The organism is Larkinella sp. (assembly GCF_965227735.1).
Lineage (GTDB): Bacteria > Bacteroidota > Bacteroidia > Cytophagales > Spirosomataceae > Larkinella.
Map to the genome: position 1 here is coordinate 6,441,182 of NZ_OZ245776.1, position 16,946 is coordinate 6,458,127.

The 16,946-nt window shown below is 53.3% G+C and carries 12 protein-coding genes; 5 read left to right on the forward strand and 7 right to left on the reverse strand.

Annotated elements, in window-relative coordinates; genetic code table 11:
• Window positions 1-51: 51 nt before the first annotated feature.
• From ACO064_RS25175 to ACO064_RS25195, 5 genes are all read left to right on the forward strand, one after another.
• Window positions 52-1,470: an MBL fold metallo-hydrolase gene (locus ACO064_RS25175; protein WP_421829961.1), complete on the forward strand. Its 1,419-nt coding sequence runs from the start codon at window positions 52-54 to the stop codon at window positions 1,468-1,470.
• A 43-nt stretch (window positions 1,471-1,513) separates the two neighbouring features.
• The gene (locus ACO064_RS25180; protein ID WP_421829962.1) at window positions 1,514-2,086 is read left to right on the forward strand and encodes a YeeE/YedE family protein; all 573 of its coding nucleotides are present in this window, start codon (window positions 1,514-1,516) and stop codon (window positions 2,084-2,086) included.
• A 14-nt stretch (window positions 2,087-2,100) separates the two neighbouring features.
• The gene (locus ACO064_RS25185) at window positions 2,101-2,580 is read left to right on the forward strand and encodes a YeeE/YedE family protein (protein WP_421829963.1); all 480 of its coding nucleotides are present in this window, start codon (window positions 2,101-2,103) and stop codon (window positions 2,578-2,580) included.
• A 398-nt stretch (window positions 2,581-2,978) separates the two neighbouring features.
• Complete coding sequence (locus tag ACO064_RS25190) at window positions 2,979-6,029, forward strand: SusC/RagA family TonB-linked outer membrane protein (RefSeq protein WP_421829964.1); 3,051 nt, start codon at window positions 2,979-2,981, stop codon at window positions 6,027-6,029.
• An 84-nt stretch (window positions 6,030-6,113) separates the two neighbouring features.
• Window positions 6,114-7,799 (forward strand): RagB/SusD family nutrient uptake outer membrane protein, encoded by a 1,686-nt coding sequence (locus ACO064_RS25195; protein WP_421829965.1) that lies wholly within the window; start codon window positions 6,114-6,116, stop codon window positions 7,797-7,799.
• A 297-nt stretch (window positions 7,800-8,096) separates the two neighbouring features.
• On the opposite strand, the gene ACO064_RS25200 is transcribed toward ACO064_RS25195, so the two are convergent.
• The 7 genes from ACO064_RS25200 to ACO064_RS25230 all read right to left on the reverse strand — a co-directional run bounded on the left by ACO064_RS25200 (window position 8,097) and on the right by ACO064_RS25230 (window position 16,942).
• The gene (locus ACO064_RS25200; protein WP_421829966.1) at window positions 8,097-9,101 is read right to left on the reverse strand and encodes a c-type cytochrome; all 1,005 of its coding nucleotides are present in this window, start codon (window positions 9,099-9,101) and stop codon (window positions 8,097-8,099) included.
• 38 nt (window positions 9,102-9,139) lie between these two features.
• Window positions 9,140-10,207, reverse strand: a complete 1,068-nt coding sequence (locus tag ACO064_RS25205; RefSeq protein WP_421829967.1) for a PLP-dependent cysteine synthase family protein — start codon at window positions 10,205-10,207, stop codon at window positions 9,140-9,142.
• 58 nt (window positions 10,208-10,265) lie between these two features.
• Entirely contained in the window at window positions 10,266-10,517 is a 252-nt protein-coding gene (locus tag ACO064_RS25210; protein WP_421829968.1) for a hypothetical protein, read from the reverse strand.
• Window positions 10,518-10,654: 137 nt separating this feature from the next.
• Window positions 10,655-14,668: an ATP-binding protein gene (locus ACO064_RS25215; RefSeq protein ID WP_421829969.1), complete on the reverse strand. Its 4,014-nt coding sequence runs from the start codon at window positions 14,666-14,668 to the stop codon at window positions 10,655-10,657.
• Window positions 14,669-14,924: 256 nt separating this feature from the next.
• Complete coding sequence (frr, locus tag ACO064_RS25220; protein ID WP_421829970.1) at window positions 14,925-15,485, reverse strand: ribosome recycling factor; 561 nt, start codon at window positions 15,483-15,485, stop codon at window positions 14,925-14,927.
• Window positions 15,486-15,605: 120 nt separating this feature from the next.
• Window positions 15,606-16,322: a UMP kinase gene (pyrH, locus tag ACO064_RS25225; protein ID WP_114405971.1), complete on the reverse strand. Its 717-nt coding sequence runs from the start codon at window positions 16,320-16,322 to the stop codon at window positions 15,606-15,608.
• Between the two features lie 119 nt (window positions 16,323-16,441).
• Window positions 16,442-16,942, reverse strand: coding sequence for an acetyl-CoA carboxylase biotin carboxyl carrier protein subunit (locus ACO064_RS25230; RefSeq protein WP_421829971.1), 501 nt, complete (start codon window positions 16,940-16,942; stop codon window positions 16,442-16,444).
• Window positions 16,943-16,946: the final 4 nt, after the last annotated feature.

A 16,946-nucleotide genomic window follows, 5' to 3' on the forward strand; every position in this document is an offset into this window, starting at 1 on the left:
CCACAAACGCATCGACCCGAATTTTGTTAAACCAGAATCGAATTGAAAACCATGAAAATTGAACAGATTTATACGGGCTGTCTGGCCCAGGGTGCCTATTACATTGAAAGTGAAGGCCAGGTCGCCATTATCGACCCGTTGCGGGAAGTAAAACCGTATGTGGAACAAGCGGCCAAAGCGGGTGCGACCATCAAATACGTGCTGGAAACCCACTTTCATGCCGACTTCGTGTCCGGTCACCTCGACCTGGCCCGCCAAACCGGAGCTGCCATCGTCTACGGTCCGTTGGCCAAACCAAATTTCGAAGCGCATATCGCGACCGATGGCGAAGAATTGCAACTCGGTTCTGTCAAAATCCGGGTGCTGCACACACCCGGCCACACGATGGAATCGACCTGTTACCTGTTGCTGGATGAAACCGGGAAAGAAACCGCCCTGTTCAGTGGCGACACCTTGTTCATCGGCGACGTTGGCCGGCCGGATCTGGCCCAGAAAGCGGATCTGACAATGGACGATCTGGCGGGTTACCTCTACGAATCGCTGCGCACCAAAATCATGACCCTGCCGGACGATGTTATCGTGTATCCGGGTCACGGGGCGGGTTCGGCCTGTGGCAAAAACATGAGCAAAGAAACCACCGATACGCTGGGTAATCAGAAGTTGTTCAACTACGCGCTGCGGGCTTCGATGTCGAAAGAGGAGTTTATCAAGGAAGTAACCGACGGTTTGCTGGCTCCTCCGCAGTATTTTCCGCAGAACGTTGCGCTCAACAAGCAGGGCTACGAAAGCATCGACACGGTGTTGGAGCGGGGAGGACAGGCCCTGAGTCCGGATGCGTTTGAAGCAGCCGCCAATGAAACCGGTGCCTTGATTATCGACACCCGACCGGCGCAGGTGTTCCGCCAGGGTTTCATTCCGAACTCGATCAACATCGGACTGGGCGGGCAGTTTGCTCCCTGGGTCGGCACGTTGGTTCCGGATGTAAAACACAATCTACTGCTGGTTTGTGAGCCGGGTCAGGAGCAGGAAGCATTAACGCGGCTGGCGCGGGTGGGCTACGACCAGGTGCTGGGCTTTCTGGCGGGCGGATTCAATGCGTGGGAGGCCAGCGGGAAGGAGAGCGACACCCTGTTGTCGGTATCGGCGGAGTCGCTGGCTAACCGGATGGCCGAAGGGGATCTGGAGATTGTCGATGTGCGGAAACCCGGTGAATTTGCCGCCGAACACATCGCCGGGGTTCGCAACATTCCGCTGGAATACCTCAACGAACACATGGCCGAGTTACCCAAAAACAAAACCCTGTTCATCCATTGTGCGGGGGGCTACCGTTCGATGATCGCGGCCTCGATCCTGAGAGCGCGGGGGTACGAAAATCTGGTGGATGTGACGGGCGGTTTTGACGCCATCAAGAAAACCGGACTTTTTGAAATCACGGATTATGTGTGTCCCACGACCTTGAAAAAGGCGTAACAAATTTGTAACTTAGCCAGTTGAATAAAAAAATAGAAAATCTATGGAGTTATTAGAGTTAATCCGTCAGCCCTGGCCCTGGTACGTGGCCGGGCCGCTGATCGGGCTGACGGTACCAGCCTTGTTGTTGATTGGAAATAAATCGTTCGGAATTTCGTCGTCGCTGCGGCACATCTGTGCGGCCTGTATACCGGCCAACATTCCATTTTTTAAGTACGACTGGAAACATGAAATCTGGAACCTGGTTTTTGTGGCCGGTATTCTCATCGGCGGTTTTCTGGCGGGGCATTTTCTGGCCAACCCCGAGGCTGTTCAGATTTCACCCCAGACCGTCGCGGATTTGAAAGCCCTGGGTATTCAGGATTTCTCAGGTCTGATGCCCGGTGACATCTTCAACGTGGCTAACCTGTTCACCCTGAAAGGACTGGTGTTTTTCGTGCTGGGCGGTTTTCTGGTTGGGTTTGGAACGCGCATGGCGGGCGGCTGCACGTCGGGGCATTCCATCATGGGGATTTCTAATCTGCAATGGCCGTCGCTGGTTGCCACCTGCTGCTTTATGGCGGGCGGTTTTGCGATGACACACCTGATTTTACCCCACTTAATGAAGTTGTTTTAAAACCGGAGTCACAGATGGAAAAAATAGAAGTAGAAGAGATGTTGGCGTGCGATGCACCCAACGACATGAAACAGGAGGAAGGGTTTGTCGGGAACCTGAAATACGGGGTGGTCGGCATTCTGTTCGGCATCGTCTTTGTCAAAGCCGAAATTGTTTCCTGGTTTCGAATTCAGGAGATGTTCCGGTTGCAAAGTTTTCACATGTACGGCGTCATCGGCTCCGCGATTGTGGTCGGAATGCTGTCCATTTGGCTGATCAAACGGTTTAAAATCAAGACGATAGCGGGCGATGAGGTGGTGTTTCATTCCAAGAAATTCAATTCCGGGCAAATCTACGGAGGCTTGTTGTTCGGCCTGGGCTGGGCCGTCACGGGAGCCTGTCCCGGTCCGTTGTTTGCCCAGATCGGCAGCGGTTTCTTGGTTGTGCTGGTCACGCTGCTGAGTGCCATTGCCGGAACCTGGGTCTACGGGTATTTCCGGCCCCGGTTGCCGTAGCCGTTCTGCGTTTAACGGAATCTGTGTAATTTTAAAGATAACATAACCGTAATAACGGTAACGTTCTGGAAACTAAATGCTTTGACAAGCAACTTATTTTTCAGAACGTTACCGTTTTTTTTTATACGCTGTTCTTGATTCTTCGTTCTTCCGAATAACCCGAAAATTCAGCTTTAAATAGTAAAAACCGTGCTGATTAGCAGGAAATAGGTAAAACTTTTCTTCGCATTGCGTATAGAACCAGCCGTATGCGGCCTTTCCGCGTGAGCAAATTTCTGGGGTAAGGGGATGCGCAATCTGGTGCCGCTGGATATATTAAATTATTTTTAAATATTTGGCGAAAGAATTGGAATTGCACAGATTCCGGGATCTTTGTCACCATTTAACTTTCTACCTATATGATGATTTTCTACTCTTTTTCTCCTCCATTTACAATGCACTGGAGAAGACTTTGCTGTGTCCTGCTCGCCCTAACGCTCTTGGCGGTCGAGGGCAAAAGCCAGGCCCTGGCAACGATTAAAACGTCTGGTTCTCAGGCTGAACGACCGGGTGCCGATGTCACCGTCAGCGGGCGGGTGACGGATGCCCTGACGAACGAAGCCCTGGCGGGTTGCAGCGTCGTTCTGAAAGGAACGCAGCGCGGAACTACCACGGATGCCAACGGCGATTACCGAATTGCCGTGCCGGAAGGCAATGCTGTTCTGGTGTTCGGTTTTATCGGTTTCGTTTCGCAGGAAATTGCGGTCGGCAACCAGAGTACGATCAATGTGTCCCTCAAGGCATCCGCGTCGGAACTGTCGCAGGTGGTGGTAATCGGCTACGGGAGTGCGGCCAAAAAAGACATGACCGGTTCGGTGAAGTCGATTAAAAGTTCCGATTTTAACAAGGGAATTATTAACTCGCCGGAGCAGCTTTTGCAAGGCAAAGTGGCTGGCGTCAATGTCACCTCAGCCAGTGGCGAACCGGGTGGCGCGCAGAACATTACGATCCGGGGACCGGGTGGGGTTCGGACGGGCAGTACGCCCCTTTTTGTGCTGGACGGTATTGCGCTCGACAACTCCAGTACGGGTGGAACCTCCAACCCGCTGAACTTTCTGAACCCGCAGGACATCGAGTCCATCGACGTGTTGAAAGATGCCTCGGCCACCGCCATTTATGGTTCAAGGGGAGCCAACGGCGTGGTGTTGATCACGACCAAAAAAGGTAAATCCGGTTTTTCAACTTTCAATGTATCGTCCAGTCTGGGCATCTCGAACCTGACGCGGGCGTTGCCGGTTTATTCGGCGGATGAATACCGGCGGCAGGTTCCGGCCGTAGGCGGGGTGCTGGAAGATTTCAAAGCCTCGACCGACTGGCAGAAGGAAATTACGCAGACGGCCTATACCCAGAACCACAACGTTTCGTTTGGCGGTGGTGCCGAAAAGCTGACGTACTACGGTTCGTTCGGTATTCAGGATCAGGACGGTATTCTGAAAAACAGCGAATTTAAACGCTATACAGGCCGGATCAATGTGTCGCAGAAATTTATGGAAGACCGCCTGAATGTGGATGTCAACCTGAATGCGACCAGCACCTACAGCCGCCGTCCGCCGGTCGAAAGCCTGTTGGGTGGGGCGATTTCCGCCAATCCGACGCTGCCGGCTTACGATGCCAACGGCGAACCCTTCAAATACCAGAGTGGGGTGAATCCGCTGATTCCGCTGAAACTGGAAAAGGATGTAACCACCATCAACCGGGTGATCGGGAACATTTCGCCGTCGTTCAAAATCACGAAAGATCTGGTGTACAAACTCAATCTGGGCGTCGATAACTCCAGTTCGGTGCGGGATTTGCAGTCGTTGCCCAACGCGGTTCCCTTGCAGGACGGTCGGCTGGAAACCATTTACAAGACCAATCGCAACGTGTTGATTGAGAATTACTTCACCTATACGTTGTCGACGACGAAGCACAATCTGACGGCCTTGCTGGGGCATTCCTACCAGAAGATTTTCGTGCAGGAACGCAGCTCAAGCATCAATAAATTCCCGATTTCACCCATCGAGCCGATCTACAACCCCGGTTTGGGGCAGGATTTGACGCTGGCCAATAACCGCCCCGGTGGATACGCCCTGGAAAACGAGCTTCAATCGTTCTTCTCCCGCGTCAATTACCAGTACAATGACAAATACCTGATGACGGCCACGGTGCGGGCCGATGGATCGTCCAAGTTCGGTTCCAACAACAAATACGGTATTTTCCCGTCGTTCTCGGTGGGCTGGCGGTTGTCGGAAGAGGCCTTCCTGAAATCGGGGCCGTTTTCAGATCTGAAACTGCGGGCGGGCTGGGGACAAACCGGTAACCAGGAAATTCCGTCGAAAATCACGCAGGCGCTGTTTACCTCGCAGGTATCGGCCACGACGAGTTATCCGCTGGCTCCCACGGGGCCGTATCCCGCCGGAACGTCGTATTCGCGGTTGGCCAACCCGGACATTCAGTGGGAGGTGTCTTCCCAAACCGACATCGGTCTGGACTTCGCGTTGTTTAAAGGCGCGCTGTCGGGCTCGGTCGATTATTTCCGGAAAGTATCCAACAACATTCTGCTGGAAGTGATCCCGGCGGACCCCGTTCAACCGGCGGGAACGTTCTGGACCAACGTGCCGGACATGACGATCACCAACCAGGGTGTCGAACTGGATCTGAATTACCGCTACGCCAACCTGAACGGTTTCCGGTTCGACATCGGCGGAAACGTTACGTTCATCGACAACGAGGTGAAAAACTCGCCGTATACCGTTATTCCATCCGGCTCGGCTTCCGGTTCCGGTCTGACGTCGGCCACCATCAACGGCTACGTGAACGGACAGCCTATCGGCACCTTTTTCCTCAAGGAATTTACCGGTTTTGACGACAAAGGCATCAGCACCTTCCGCGATGTCGACGGCGATGGCATCGTGACGGACAAAGACCGGGTGGCGGTGGGAAGCGCCCTGCCCACGAAACAGTTCAACTTTAACAGCACGGTTGCCTACAAAGGCTTCGATCTGGCGGTGAATTTCAACGGCGTTTCGGGGAACAAACTATACGACAATACTGCCAACTCCAATTTCTACAAACTGCGGTTGTCGAAAGGCTTGAACACCACGCCCGAAGCCATTCAGTACGCCAACGAGTCGATCAACAACTCGGCACCGGTTTCGTCGCGCTACCTGAAAAACGGATCTTATCTGCGGCTCAACAACCTGTCGCTGGGCTACAACCTCAGTCCCAAGCTGCTCGGCATCAACCGCTGGGTTTCCGGCATCCGCTTGTCGGCCACGGGCCAGAATCTGTTTGTGATTACCAAGTACGACGGGTATGACCCCGAGGTGAATACGGACCGGACGGTCAACGGGATTTCCTCGTACGGCATCGACTACCTCAGCTACCCGAAAGCCAAAACCTTCGTTCTGGGCCTGAATCTTACTTTTTAATCTTAAAATTAACACCCCAACCCCCTAAAGGGGGCTTTAACCAGATGCGTTAGCCCCCTTTAGGGGGTTGGGGGCGCAAATATCATGAAAAAGAACCTCATAATTACCTTCATGCTGGCGGGGATGTACGTCCTCAATGGCTGTACGAATCTGTCCGAGAATGTGTTGGACGAAGCCTCGGCTTCGGGCCTTTCCGACCGGCAGGCTGCCGATGGAATCATTGCGCCGGTGTATGCGCGGCTGCCGGATATTTTTCTGCATACCAACTACTTTGCGCTTCAGGAAATTTCGACGGACGAGGCCATTCTGCCCTACCGGGGTGGTACGGACTGGGGCGATAACGGCATTTATCTGGCGTTGCACCAGCACACGCACACCAGCACCGACCCCAACCTGCGCAACACCTGGAACCTGATTTTGCAGGGCGTTTCCCGGTCCATTACCGCCATCAATACCCTGCCGACGCTGAACGACCCGGTTGCCAAAACCTACCTGGCCGAAGCGCGGGGCATGCGGGCGTATTATTCGCTGCTGACGCTGGATATGTTCGGGCTGGTGTTTGTCAAGGACGATCTGGGCGAAAATTCAACCATTCTGCGGGGTGAGCAGGCGGTGGAGTACATCAAAAGCGAACTGCTGGCCGTCGAGCCGAATCTGGAGACAACGGTAGGCCCCGGTCGGCTGACGAAAGGGGCGGTTTGGGGATTGCTGGCCCGCTTGTATCTGAACGCGGCTGTGTATCGGGATCGGTATGCGGCTCAATTTACGTTCAAACCGGAAGACATGGATAAGGTTGTCGAATACACCGACAAGATCATCAATTCGGGGCAGTACCAACTGTCGCGGGATTACTTTTCGATTTTCAATTCGGACAACAACACCAACAAGGAGTTGATTTTTGCCGTCGATCAGCGGGCCGACCTGAACGGTCATAACCGGATGGCCTACTTTTCCCTGTCGGGCGATCAGTTTCCGCTGCCAGCCTATCCCAACGCCAACGGAACCGACGGGCCGGGCATTACACCTGATTACTACCGGACCTGGGTGAACGCCTATGCGCCGAATGACCCGTCGGTCGATCCGCGGTTTTACAAACAGAACCTGTCGATTTATACCAATCCGGCGGATTCCTGCGTAGCCGAAGCGAATTTCAATATCAACCGGGGGATTCTGCGTGGACAACAGTACGGTTTGATTCGGCGGAACGGTGTCTTTTTGAAATGTGCGGACGGCAAATACAAGGTCGCCAAATTGTTCCACGACACCCGGAACCGCCCCACCCAGGCCGTCGACTTCACGGAGCAAATTGACTTCACTGTGGCGGGTAGCAACTACAACACCGGCTACCGGGTCGAAAAATACGAGTTCAGCAAAAAGTCGGTCAGTGGCCGGAATTTTGGCGAAGCCGATATCATTATACTGCGGCTGGCCGATGTGTATATGATGCGGGCGGAGGCCAAACTTCGCAAGAGTGGCGATGCCGCCAGTGCGCTGGCCGATGTCAACCTCGTTCGGGCGGCCCGGACGGCCACCACACCGCCCCCGGCCCTGACCTCCATGACGCTGGATCTGTTGTATCGCGAGCGTGGGTTTGAATTCTATTGGGAAATGCTGCGCCGGACGGATATGGTCCGGTTTGGAAAATACGAGGATAAGTGGACCGAAAAGACCAACAGCGACAGGATGAAACGGATTTTTCCGATCCCGCAAACGGCCATTGATGGTGCGTCGAACCTGCCCGGTTATCTGAAGCAGAACGACAGTTACTAAGATCGGTTCTTGCACTTGCAAACTGCCCCGTTCCCCTAAAGGACGGTCGGCCGCTGCCGGACTTTCGGCATCCGGATTAAACGGTGTCCAAGTCCGGCAGCGGCCGACCGTCCTTTAGGGGATTTAGGGGCAGAAAGCGAAAGTCCTGCACTCAATCAAAAAACCGCCCTTTCTGATCACCAGAGGGCGGTTTTTTGATTGATCCGAGTAATGCGAACGACCGGTTTTGATTCTATCGAAATTTTGAAATTGACCGGTCGGCAGCCTGGAAGGATAGAAGTGGATATAGAAGGTTGTTTATCGGGTCGCTACTTCATTTCCTTTGGGCGTAAATTTCACTACCGCATTCTTTACCGGGCGGACGGTTTTCAAATACGCATACATCGCGCCCAGATCCTGTTCACTCATTCCGGAATACATGATCCAGGGCATGATGGTGTTGAATTCGGCATGTTCGAGGGTCAACGGGTGCTTGAAATTGGGTTGTGCGGCTGCCTGAAACCGGGCCATAAAAGCTGGTTTTGTCCAGGCACCAAGACCGGTTTCCGCATCCGGGGTCAGATTCGCAGCCCGAACCGTTCCGGCAGGCATTGGAAACGACCGCCCACCGGCGAAATCCATTCCCGGTATTTTTTGCCCTTTCTCATCGACCGGCGTGTGGCAATCCCCACAACTGGCCAGCGTAACCAGGTACTTTCCATACGCGACCGAATCGGCAGGGTCGGGCCGTTTGCCGCCTTCCGTTTTCGTCGGAATGGTATTGATGATCAGGTTCATCGGGAAGTCCGATTCCGGTTCCGGGATCGAATTGTTTTCAATGGGTTTGAGCGATCGCACGTAGGCGATGATGGCTTTGATGTCTTCCGGATCGGCCTGCCCGAAATTGCCGTACGGCATGACCGGAAACAAGGCGCGTCCGTCTTTGGAAACCCCGGCCGTGATGGCACGGTAAATCTCCCCGTCGGTCCAATCCTTCAGATGCGTTGGTGTGATGTTCCGGGCGAAATAGAGCCCCGGAAAGCCCATTTCGCGGGTAAACGCTTCTCCGCCTCTGCCTTCTGTGCCAGCCACCACCGGGCCGCTTGAGATTTTCCAGTCCCGTTCCGAATGGCAGTCGATGCAAACGGCCACGTTGGTAGCCAGGTATTTTCCCCGGGCAATCTGGGCGGAGTCGACCTGAACGGTTAATTCAGGGGCCGGGCCCACGTTGGGCAGGGCGAGTTTGATGTAGCTAATGGCACCAACGACCAGGATCAAGATGACTCCAACGACGATGGCCAGGATGCGCAATACTTTTTTCATACGGTGTTTGGGAGTAGTGTAGGGTCGAGTAGGGATTATTAAAGCTCATTTGAGAGGCTAATGGATAAACGACTGATCGACCGATACTTCGTAAACTCAATGTCGGGGGCGATATAGCCCGCTTTGACCGGTTCCTGCCGAACGAGGTCGGTGCTCAGGTATTTCTTGTTGCTATCACACAGAACTGTCACCACCCGGGCTTCCGGACCCATTTCGCGCTGTAACTTGATCGCTCCGATGATGTTAGCTCCCGACGAAATACCCACCGCTACCCCGAGTTGCAGCGCCAGTTTCTGGGCGACGATTATCGCGTCGCCATCATTGGCCTGCACGACATGATCCAATTCGTCTAATTTTAGAATTTCGGGGACAAACTCATCGAAAAAACCCTGAATCCGGTGCGATCCTGTCTTGTAACCTGTCGATAGCGTTGGCGATTCGGCGGCTTCAAGCGGATGAATGCGAATATCCCGTTTGCGGGTTTTGAGATAACTTCCTACGCCCATCACCGTGCCCCCCGTACCGACTCCTGCCACAAACGCATCCGGTGTCGTATCGACACTCTGGAGTTGCAGCCAGATTTCTTTGCCCGTTGTCAGGCGGTGGGCGTCTGCGTTGTATTTATTCGCAAACTGGTGGGGTAAAAAAATGCACGGATCGCTGGCGGCCATCTCTTCACCGCGTTGCAGAGCGGCTATAAAACCGCCTTCATCTTTGGAAACCAGCACGACGTCGGCACCCAGGCTCTGAATGATCGCAATGCGTTCCTGGCTAACCCCGGCGGGCATGATAATCGTAACGGGGTGCCCCAGCGCTCTGCCTATGGCCGAAAAGGCAATCCCCGTACAGCCGCTGGTGGCTTCAACAATGCGGTCGCCCGGACGGATATTGCCTTCCCGATAGGCCTCGTGCAGGATATGCAACGCCATTCGGTCTTTCATGCTGCCGGTCAGGTTGTAATGCTCACATTTTACATAGATTGAGCGGGTCTGTCCATGATCCGTATAGAATACTTGCAGCATGGGTGTGTTGCCAACCAGATTCCAGAGTTGTTCAAGCTTATCCTCAATATCTACTGTCAGGGTCGTTTCTGGTGATAAAATCATGGGAGTTGAGATTTATTCGGACAAGAGATGATGAAAACTGGACAAGGAAACGGGCTACTCAGGCCCTGCTTTTTATAGCGAGCAGATGCTGATAGTCCCGGGATAAATTCTGTAGGCAGCCGGCGATTGGTAACCCATCAAAAGCCCTTACCGGCAAGTCAATGCGAATGCCATCATCGTCCAGCAGGTAGGCGGATAAGAGCTGGTTACCGATGGCTACAAAGCTATTTAGGACGTCCAGTAGTGTTTCAAATTCTGCGCTGCAAACACAGGGGCTATCGGAAGCTTCCAGGTAGAAATAAAGGGTCATGGCCGTTGAAAGTTAGGGTAGACAGTCGATTACAAACCTACCGCAAGAACCAGAAACGGTCGATAACGCCTGTTCCAAATACCATAACGCACGTTCCAAATACGAAGAAAAAGCGGTAAATTTGCGGTAAATTGCTACTATAATCCGGACTGGGCGGCAAATTCGCGGGGCGTGAGCTGGTAAAGCTCCCGGAAGCATTTGCTGAAGTAGGCGGGACTCTCGAAACCCACCTGATAGGCCGTTTGATTCACACTCTGGCCTGCCTGCAGCAATTGGGCGGCCCGTTTGAGCCGGTAATTACGCAGCAGATCATTCGCCGACAGATCGGTCAGGGCCTTGACTTTCCGAAACAAGGTGGTTCGGCTCATGCCCAGTTCCATCATCATCTGCTCAATGCCAAAACCGGAATTGCTCAGGTTCGCGTCCATCAGGGAGTAGAGTTGTGTCAGAAAAGGATCGGTGGGTTCGATAGCGGGTTGGGAGGGGAGCGGATTCGGATCACTCAAACTTTTCCGCACCCAATCGCGCTGCCGCTGTTTGCTAACCAGTTGGTTGCGAACCCGGAGCTGAAGTTCCGACACCTGAAAGGGTTTGGTCAGGTAATCATCGGCTCCCAGCGCCAGACCGGCCAGCCGGTTTTCGACGGAGGCTTTGGCCGTCAGCAGAATAACCGGAATGTGACTGGTGCGGAGGTCGGCTTTTAACTGACCACACAGGGCAAAACCGTCCATTTCGGGCCCGTCCTGGACAGGCATCATGACATCCGAAATGATGAGGTCAGGCATGGATTCCAGCGCCTGCTCCAGGCCATTGCGGCCGTTGACGGCCCGCCGGATGCGGTAGTGTTCCGGCAAACTGTCGGCAATAAACCGGGCTAACTCCTCATTGTCTTCCACGATCAGCACACGGGGTTCGACGGATTGGTCGTGCCAGACCTCGGCCTCGACTGGCTCGGACGTGGTGCTGTCCGGTGAAGCAATTTGCGGTTCTGCCGGTCGATACGGCAACAGCACCGTAAACGTAGAGCCTTGATTGGGCTGGCTTTCGACGGAAACCTGACCCCCCTGTAACTGAACCAGTTCCTGAACCAGGGCCAGACCGATTCCCGTACCGGGCGTAGCCGCCGAATCATTGATCTGGTAGAAGCGGTCAAAAATATGGGGCAGATGCTCGGTCGGGATGCCAATGCCCGTGTCGGCCACCGTGAGCCTGATTTGAACGGAAGCGGTTTCCAGCAAAACGCTAATCGAACCGGTTTTTGTGAATTTCAGCGCATTGGCCGTCAGGTTATTGACAATCCGTTCCAGCTTTTCGGCATCGAACCAATAGTCACCCTCGACCTCCGAACGGAACGTCAGGGTCAGTCCCAGGCCCGTTGCCTGGTCGCTAAAGGAGTGCAACCACTGCCGGATGGATTCGGTGAGATTCCCCCTGGATTCGTGGATGGGCATGACGCTGGCTTCGAGCTTCGATAAATCCAGCAGTTGATTGATCAGACGAAGGAGTTGATGGGCATTTTGCCCGATGGTTTGCAGCCGTCGGCGGTTTTTCGGATCCGGATTCTCACCTGCCATCTGTTCGGTCGGCCCCAGAATCAGCGTTAACGGTGTCCGAAACTCATGGGTGATGTTGGTGAAGAAGTTGGTTTTAATCGCATTGACGGCCCGAAGCTGGTCGGCTTCTTTCTGCTTGAATTCAATCGCCTGATTTAATCGCAGCCGATTCAGGTAGAGTTGAAGCAAGCCCCAGACTACGCCCAAACCGATCAGAAAATACAGACCAAAAGCCCACCAGGTTGCCCAGAACGGTGGCCTGATCCGAAGTGCCAGAACACGAACATGACGACTCCATTGACCCGAGGTGTTGGACGCATTCACCATCAGAACGTAATTCCCCGTCGGCAGATTGGTATAAATGGCTTCGGGCCGGTCTGTTAACTTCCAGTTGGGTTCAAGTCCCTTTAGCCGGTAGCGATACCGGTTTTTGTTCGGCTGATTGAATTGCAGGGCCGCAAACTGAACCGTCAGGTAGTTCTGGTCATAATCCAGGGTAAGTTGATTCGTGGCCTGAATGGGCAACATCCCCAGGATGGATCGGTTGGTGGAAGAAGGGGTATCCGATCCGAATGCTCCCGGATTATCCGGCTGGATGACTTGGTTGTTGACTTCCAGTTCGGTCAGTTCAACGACGGGTTCAAACGCATCCTGACCAATCTGCCGGGGATCAAAACCGGTGAAGCCTTCCAGTCCGCCCATCAGGATTTTCCCATCCGGAAACTGGACATAATGGGCCCGGTTAAACTCGTCGGCCATGATGCCATCATCGCGCGTAAAGGTCTGCGTCGTGAACGTCCGGCGATTCATCCGGCAAAGCCCTTTATTGGTTCCCATCCACAAATACCCGTACCGATCCGGTTTCGCCGAGTAAATCACATTATTAGGCAAGCCATTGGACCTGGTAAACCGGCGAAATCGCCCCGTTCGTTTATCAAATGAACATAACCCACTGCCAAAGGTGCCCAGCCACAACACAGCAGGGGCGTTTGGATCGGACGACAGGCAGTACAGCGAATTGCTGCTTAACGAGGTTGCATCGCCAGGGCGGTTGACAAACTGCCGGATTTGACCCGTCTGGCGGTCAACCTGATATAACCCATTGGTTTGACTGGCCAGCCAAAGAGACTGTTCATCGACCACTACTTCGGTAATTCGATTGCCAGGCTGAACCGCAATCGGGTACTGAAACCGGGTCCATTGCCTGGTTTTCTCCTCAAACCAGAAAGCGGATGAACCATTGACCGCCCAAACGCGACCCTGTGAATCGGTCGTCATCGGACAGGGAATGGAAACCGGTGTTTCCCAGCGAAAGGAAATCGGCAGTGGGAAATGCTCCGTCTGGCCCGTTTTCCGATCCAGCCGGTAGAGGTCAGAAGTCCCTACATTAAACCAGAACCGTCCCGACCGATCGAAGGTCGATCGAAAATTATAGCTGCTTAAACCGTTCAAAGTGGCTAGAGCCGCCGGGGAAACCGGGGGCAGTCCCAGAGAATCGCTGGTAAGCAGATCCTGATAAAAACTCTGGCGGTAGGGTCGTTTCTGAAAGGGGTTGGGCTGTAGATCGTAGGTACGGATACCCGCTCCAACGGTGCCCACCCATAAGACGTTGGTTCGATCGATGATCAGCGCGCGGCACGCATCGTTGGGCTGCTCCCAGTGAGTCAAGGCCTGGACGCCCTGCCGGTCCGTAAATCGAAATAAAATGTTATTCTGTTGGAAATAAACCGTTCCTTCCGGGTTGATGGCGACGTGCACAACAACCAGTTCGGTTTCCTGAACCGGCAACCGGTAGGAACGCATCCGGCCCGTACGGGGCTGTAGCAAAGTGAGGTGGTGCCGGGAAAAGAGCACAAGTTCTCCGGTTGTTGGCCGGCAACGTACGGCGGTAAACCCATTCTCAGGCATTGACTCAGGATTACCCGGCTGGTGCCGCAGGTGTGTAAAACCAAGTGTGCCTTCCTCGAAGCGATCCAGGCCGTTCGCCGTGGCCAGCCAGATGGCCCCATCTGCTCCTTCCGACACGTCATACACGGCATCGCTGCTGATCGATGCGGCCTGCAGGGGGTGATGACGAAACCAGTGGCCCTGTTTTTTGGCAATGTCCCAGCAAATGACGCCTTTCCCATTCCTGAGCCAGAGTCGATCCTTTCGGTCAATGAATAACGTAAATCCCATACCGGGTTTGACCAGTCGGCGAAAAGCGGCTTGCCGGGAAAAATTGGTAAAGGTTTCGGTGCGTGGGTCGAAGATATCGATGTCCTTGCGCTCGGAAACAACCCAGATGCGCCCGTGCCGGTCCAGTTCGATTTGATCCAGCCCAACAAAGGAGAGTGAGGGGCGTCCGTCGGGATCAGGTTGAAAGACCTTAAATCGCTGGCCGTCGTAGCGGCAGAGTCCGTCGCGGGTAGCGGCCCAGATAAAGCCCTGCCTGTCCTGAACAATCGATGGCACAAAGGCCTGCGGTAATCCCTGACGGTCCGTAATGAGGCCGGGTTGAGGAAGGCGAAAAGGCTGCCCCCATAGCCTACCGGATGTGGTCAGCAGGCTTAGCAAAAAGAAGGTAAGTCGGACAGGGAACGATCTACAGAGATGCAAAACAGATGTCAGGGACAGGCTTGTTTTTTCAACAAATAAACATTCGTTTGTTTACTGATTTAAATGAACAGTAACTTTTATGTAACTATTTTGAAATAGTTATGGCTTTAATTCCTTAAGAAAAAAAAATAAATGCAGATTCCCGAAACCGCAACGTGAAGACACCACCCCTTAAAACACCAGAGGGGCCGACGGCCCCTCTGGTGTTAAGAATGAATTAGTTGATAGGCTGGAAGTGAGTGCCCGTACTGCTGACTTAAACCACCATAATATCTTTTTCCTTCGCGGCAAAAATGTCGTCGATTTTGGCGATGTGGCTGTCGGTGAGTTTCTGAACTTTTTCTTCCCCTTTCTTCACCTCGTCTTCCGAAACGCCTTCTTTAGTGAGTTTTCGGATGCCTTCGTTGGTGTCTTTCCGGATGTTGCGGATGTTGACTTTGGCTACCTCGATTTCGGCCTTGACCTTCTTCACCAGATCCCGACGACGTTCTTCGGTCAGGGCGGGAATGTTCAGCCGGATGTTTTCACCGTCGTTGGTTGGTGACAGGCCGAGGTTACTGTTTCGGATGGCTTTTTCGATTTCGCCGATCATCTTTTTTTCAAAAGGCTTGATGGCGATGGTTCGGGCGTCGGGGGTGGTAACGGAAGCGACGTTGTGGATGGGAGAATTCATGCCGTAATACTCCACCTGAAGGCCGTCCAGCATCGAGGGCGACGCTTTGCCCGCCCGAATTTTGGATAATTCGATAGTCAAATGTTTCAACGCCTTTTCCATCGTATCCCGGGCGTCCTCGAGATATAGCTCAATCTCTTCCATTTCTTAAATCGTAAATATCAAATGATAAATAATAAACATCAAATGATAAAGTGTGTGCATTTACATTTATCATTTGATGTTTATCATTTATCATTCCTGGTAATAAAGTTTTGCGATGTTTCAGCCGGTAATCAGTGTCCCAATGTCATCTCCTTCGACCAGCCGGATCAGGTTGCCGGACTTGTTCATGTCGAAAACGATGATGGGAAGGTTATTTTCTTTGCATAACGTAAAAGCCGTCAGGTCCATTACGTTCAGTTTCTTTTCGTAAACATCCTGAAACGAAATGGTAGTGAACCGGGTGGCGGTTTTGTCTTTGAACGGATCGGCGGTGTAGACGCCATCCACTTTGGTGCCTTTCAAGACCACATCCGCTTCCACTTCGATGGCCCGCAGGCTGGCGGTGGTGTCGGTGGTGAAGTAGGGATTGCCCGTTCCGGCACCGAAGATGACGATGCGGCCTTTTTCGAGGTGACGGACGGCCCGGCGACGCACATACGGTTCGCAAACCTGTTCCATCTTGATGGCCGACATCACGCGCGTATACAAACCGTGTTGTTCGAGCGAACTCTGGATGGCCATGGCGTTGATAACGGTGGCCAGCATACCCATGTAGTCGCCCTGAACCCGGTCCATTCCGCTGCGTTCGCCCTGGATTCCCCGGAAAATATTGCCTCCGCCGATAACGATGGCAACCTGAACGCCCATTTCAACCACTTGCTTGATTTCCAGACTGTAGGCATCCAAAACCGTTGGGTCGATGCCATACCCTTTGTCTCCGCTTAAAGCTTCTCCGCTAAGCTTGAGCAGAATGCGTTTATATTTTAGTTGAGTCATGAAGGAAAGTTTGGCGGCAAATATAGCAAAAGTTAAGAGTGAAGAGTGATGAGTGATGAGTTAAAAAGGTTCCTGTGACAGAATGCGTCAGCCAATTCTTAACTCTTAACGCATCACTCCTAACTAAATTCGATCAGAACCTGATTTTTCTCGACGGTTTGGCCCCGACTGATCCGGACGGTTTTGATGGTGCCGTCGGTGGGGGATTTGATGACGTTTTCCATTTTCATGGCCTCCAGAATCAGGACCGTGTCGCCTTTTTGGACTGTGTCGCCGGGTTGAACGCTGAGGCTCAGAATCAAGCCGGGCATGGGCGCTTTGATGTCGTTGATTTTGGTCAGGCTGGCCGTACTCATACCCATTTGTTCCAGCAGCAGGTCGAAGCGGTCTTTCAGGGCGATCTGGTGAATGGCCTGGTTGATTTTTATCGTAGCGGTTTTTTCCGTCGGGTTCAGATCGAGTATTTCAGCCGTATACGAGCGATTCTGGTACAGCATGTGAAACATCCGGTCGTTCAGCCGGGCCAGATCCCACGTCAGGGGTTGGCCATTCAAAACCGGGAGATCACCCGTAAAATCGATCTCAAACGGGGCTTGATCGTTGACGGAAGCACGAAACATAGCT

Coding starts and splice junctions, on each gene's coding strand:
- pyrH (WP_114405971.1), bottom strand. CDS start 16,322: ATGACTCAACTAAAATATAAACGCATTCTGCTCAAGCTTAGCGGAGAA.
- ACO064_RS25200 (WP_421829966.1), bottom strand. CDS start 9,101: ATGAAAAAAGTATTGCGCATCCTGGCCATCGTCGTTGGAGTCATCTTG.
- ACO064_RS25230 (WP_421829971.1), bottom strand. CDS start 16,942: ATGTTTCGTGCTTCCGTCAACGATCAAGCCCCGTTTGAGATCGATTTT.
- frr (WP_421829970.1), bottom strand. CDS start 15,485: ATGGAAGAGATTGAGCTATATCTCGAGGACGCCCGGGATACGATGGAA.
- ACO064_RS25180 (WP_421829962.1), top strand. CDS start 1,514: ATGGAGTTATTAGAGTTAATCCGTCAGCCCTGGCCCTGGTACGTGGCC.
- ACO064_RS25185 (WP_421829963.1), top strand. CDS start 2,101: ATGGAAAAAATAGAAGTAGAAGAGATGTTGGCGTGCGATGCACCCAAC.
- ACO064_RS25205 (WP_421829967.1), bottom strand. CDS start 10,207: ATGATTTTATCACCAGAAACGACCCTGACAGTAGATATTGAGGATAAG.
- ACO064_RS25195 (WP_421829965.1), top strand. CDS start 6,114: ATGAAAAAGAACCTCATAATTACCTTCATGCTGGCGGGGATGTACGTC.
- ACO064_RS25190 (WP_421829964.1), top strand. CDS start 2,979: ATGATGATTTTCTACTCTTTTTCTCCTCCATTTACAATGCACTGGAGA.
- ACO064_RS25175 (WP_421829961.1), top strand. CDS start 52: ATGAAAATTGAACAGATTTATACGGGCTGTCTGGCCCAGGGTGCCTAT.
- ACO064_RS25210 (WP_421829968.1), bottom strand. CDS start 10,517: ATGACCCTTTATTTCTACCTGGAAGCTTCCGATAGCCCCTGTGTTTGC.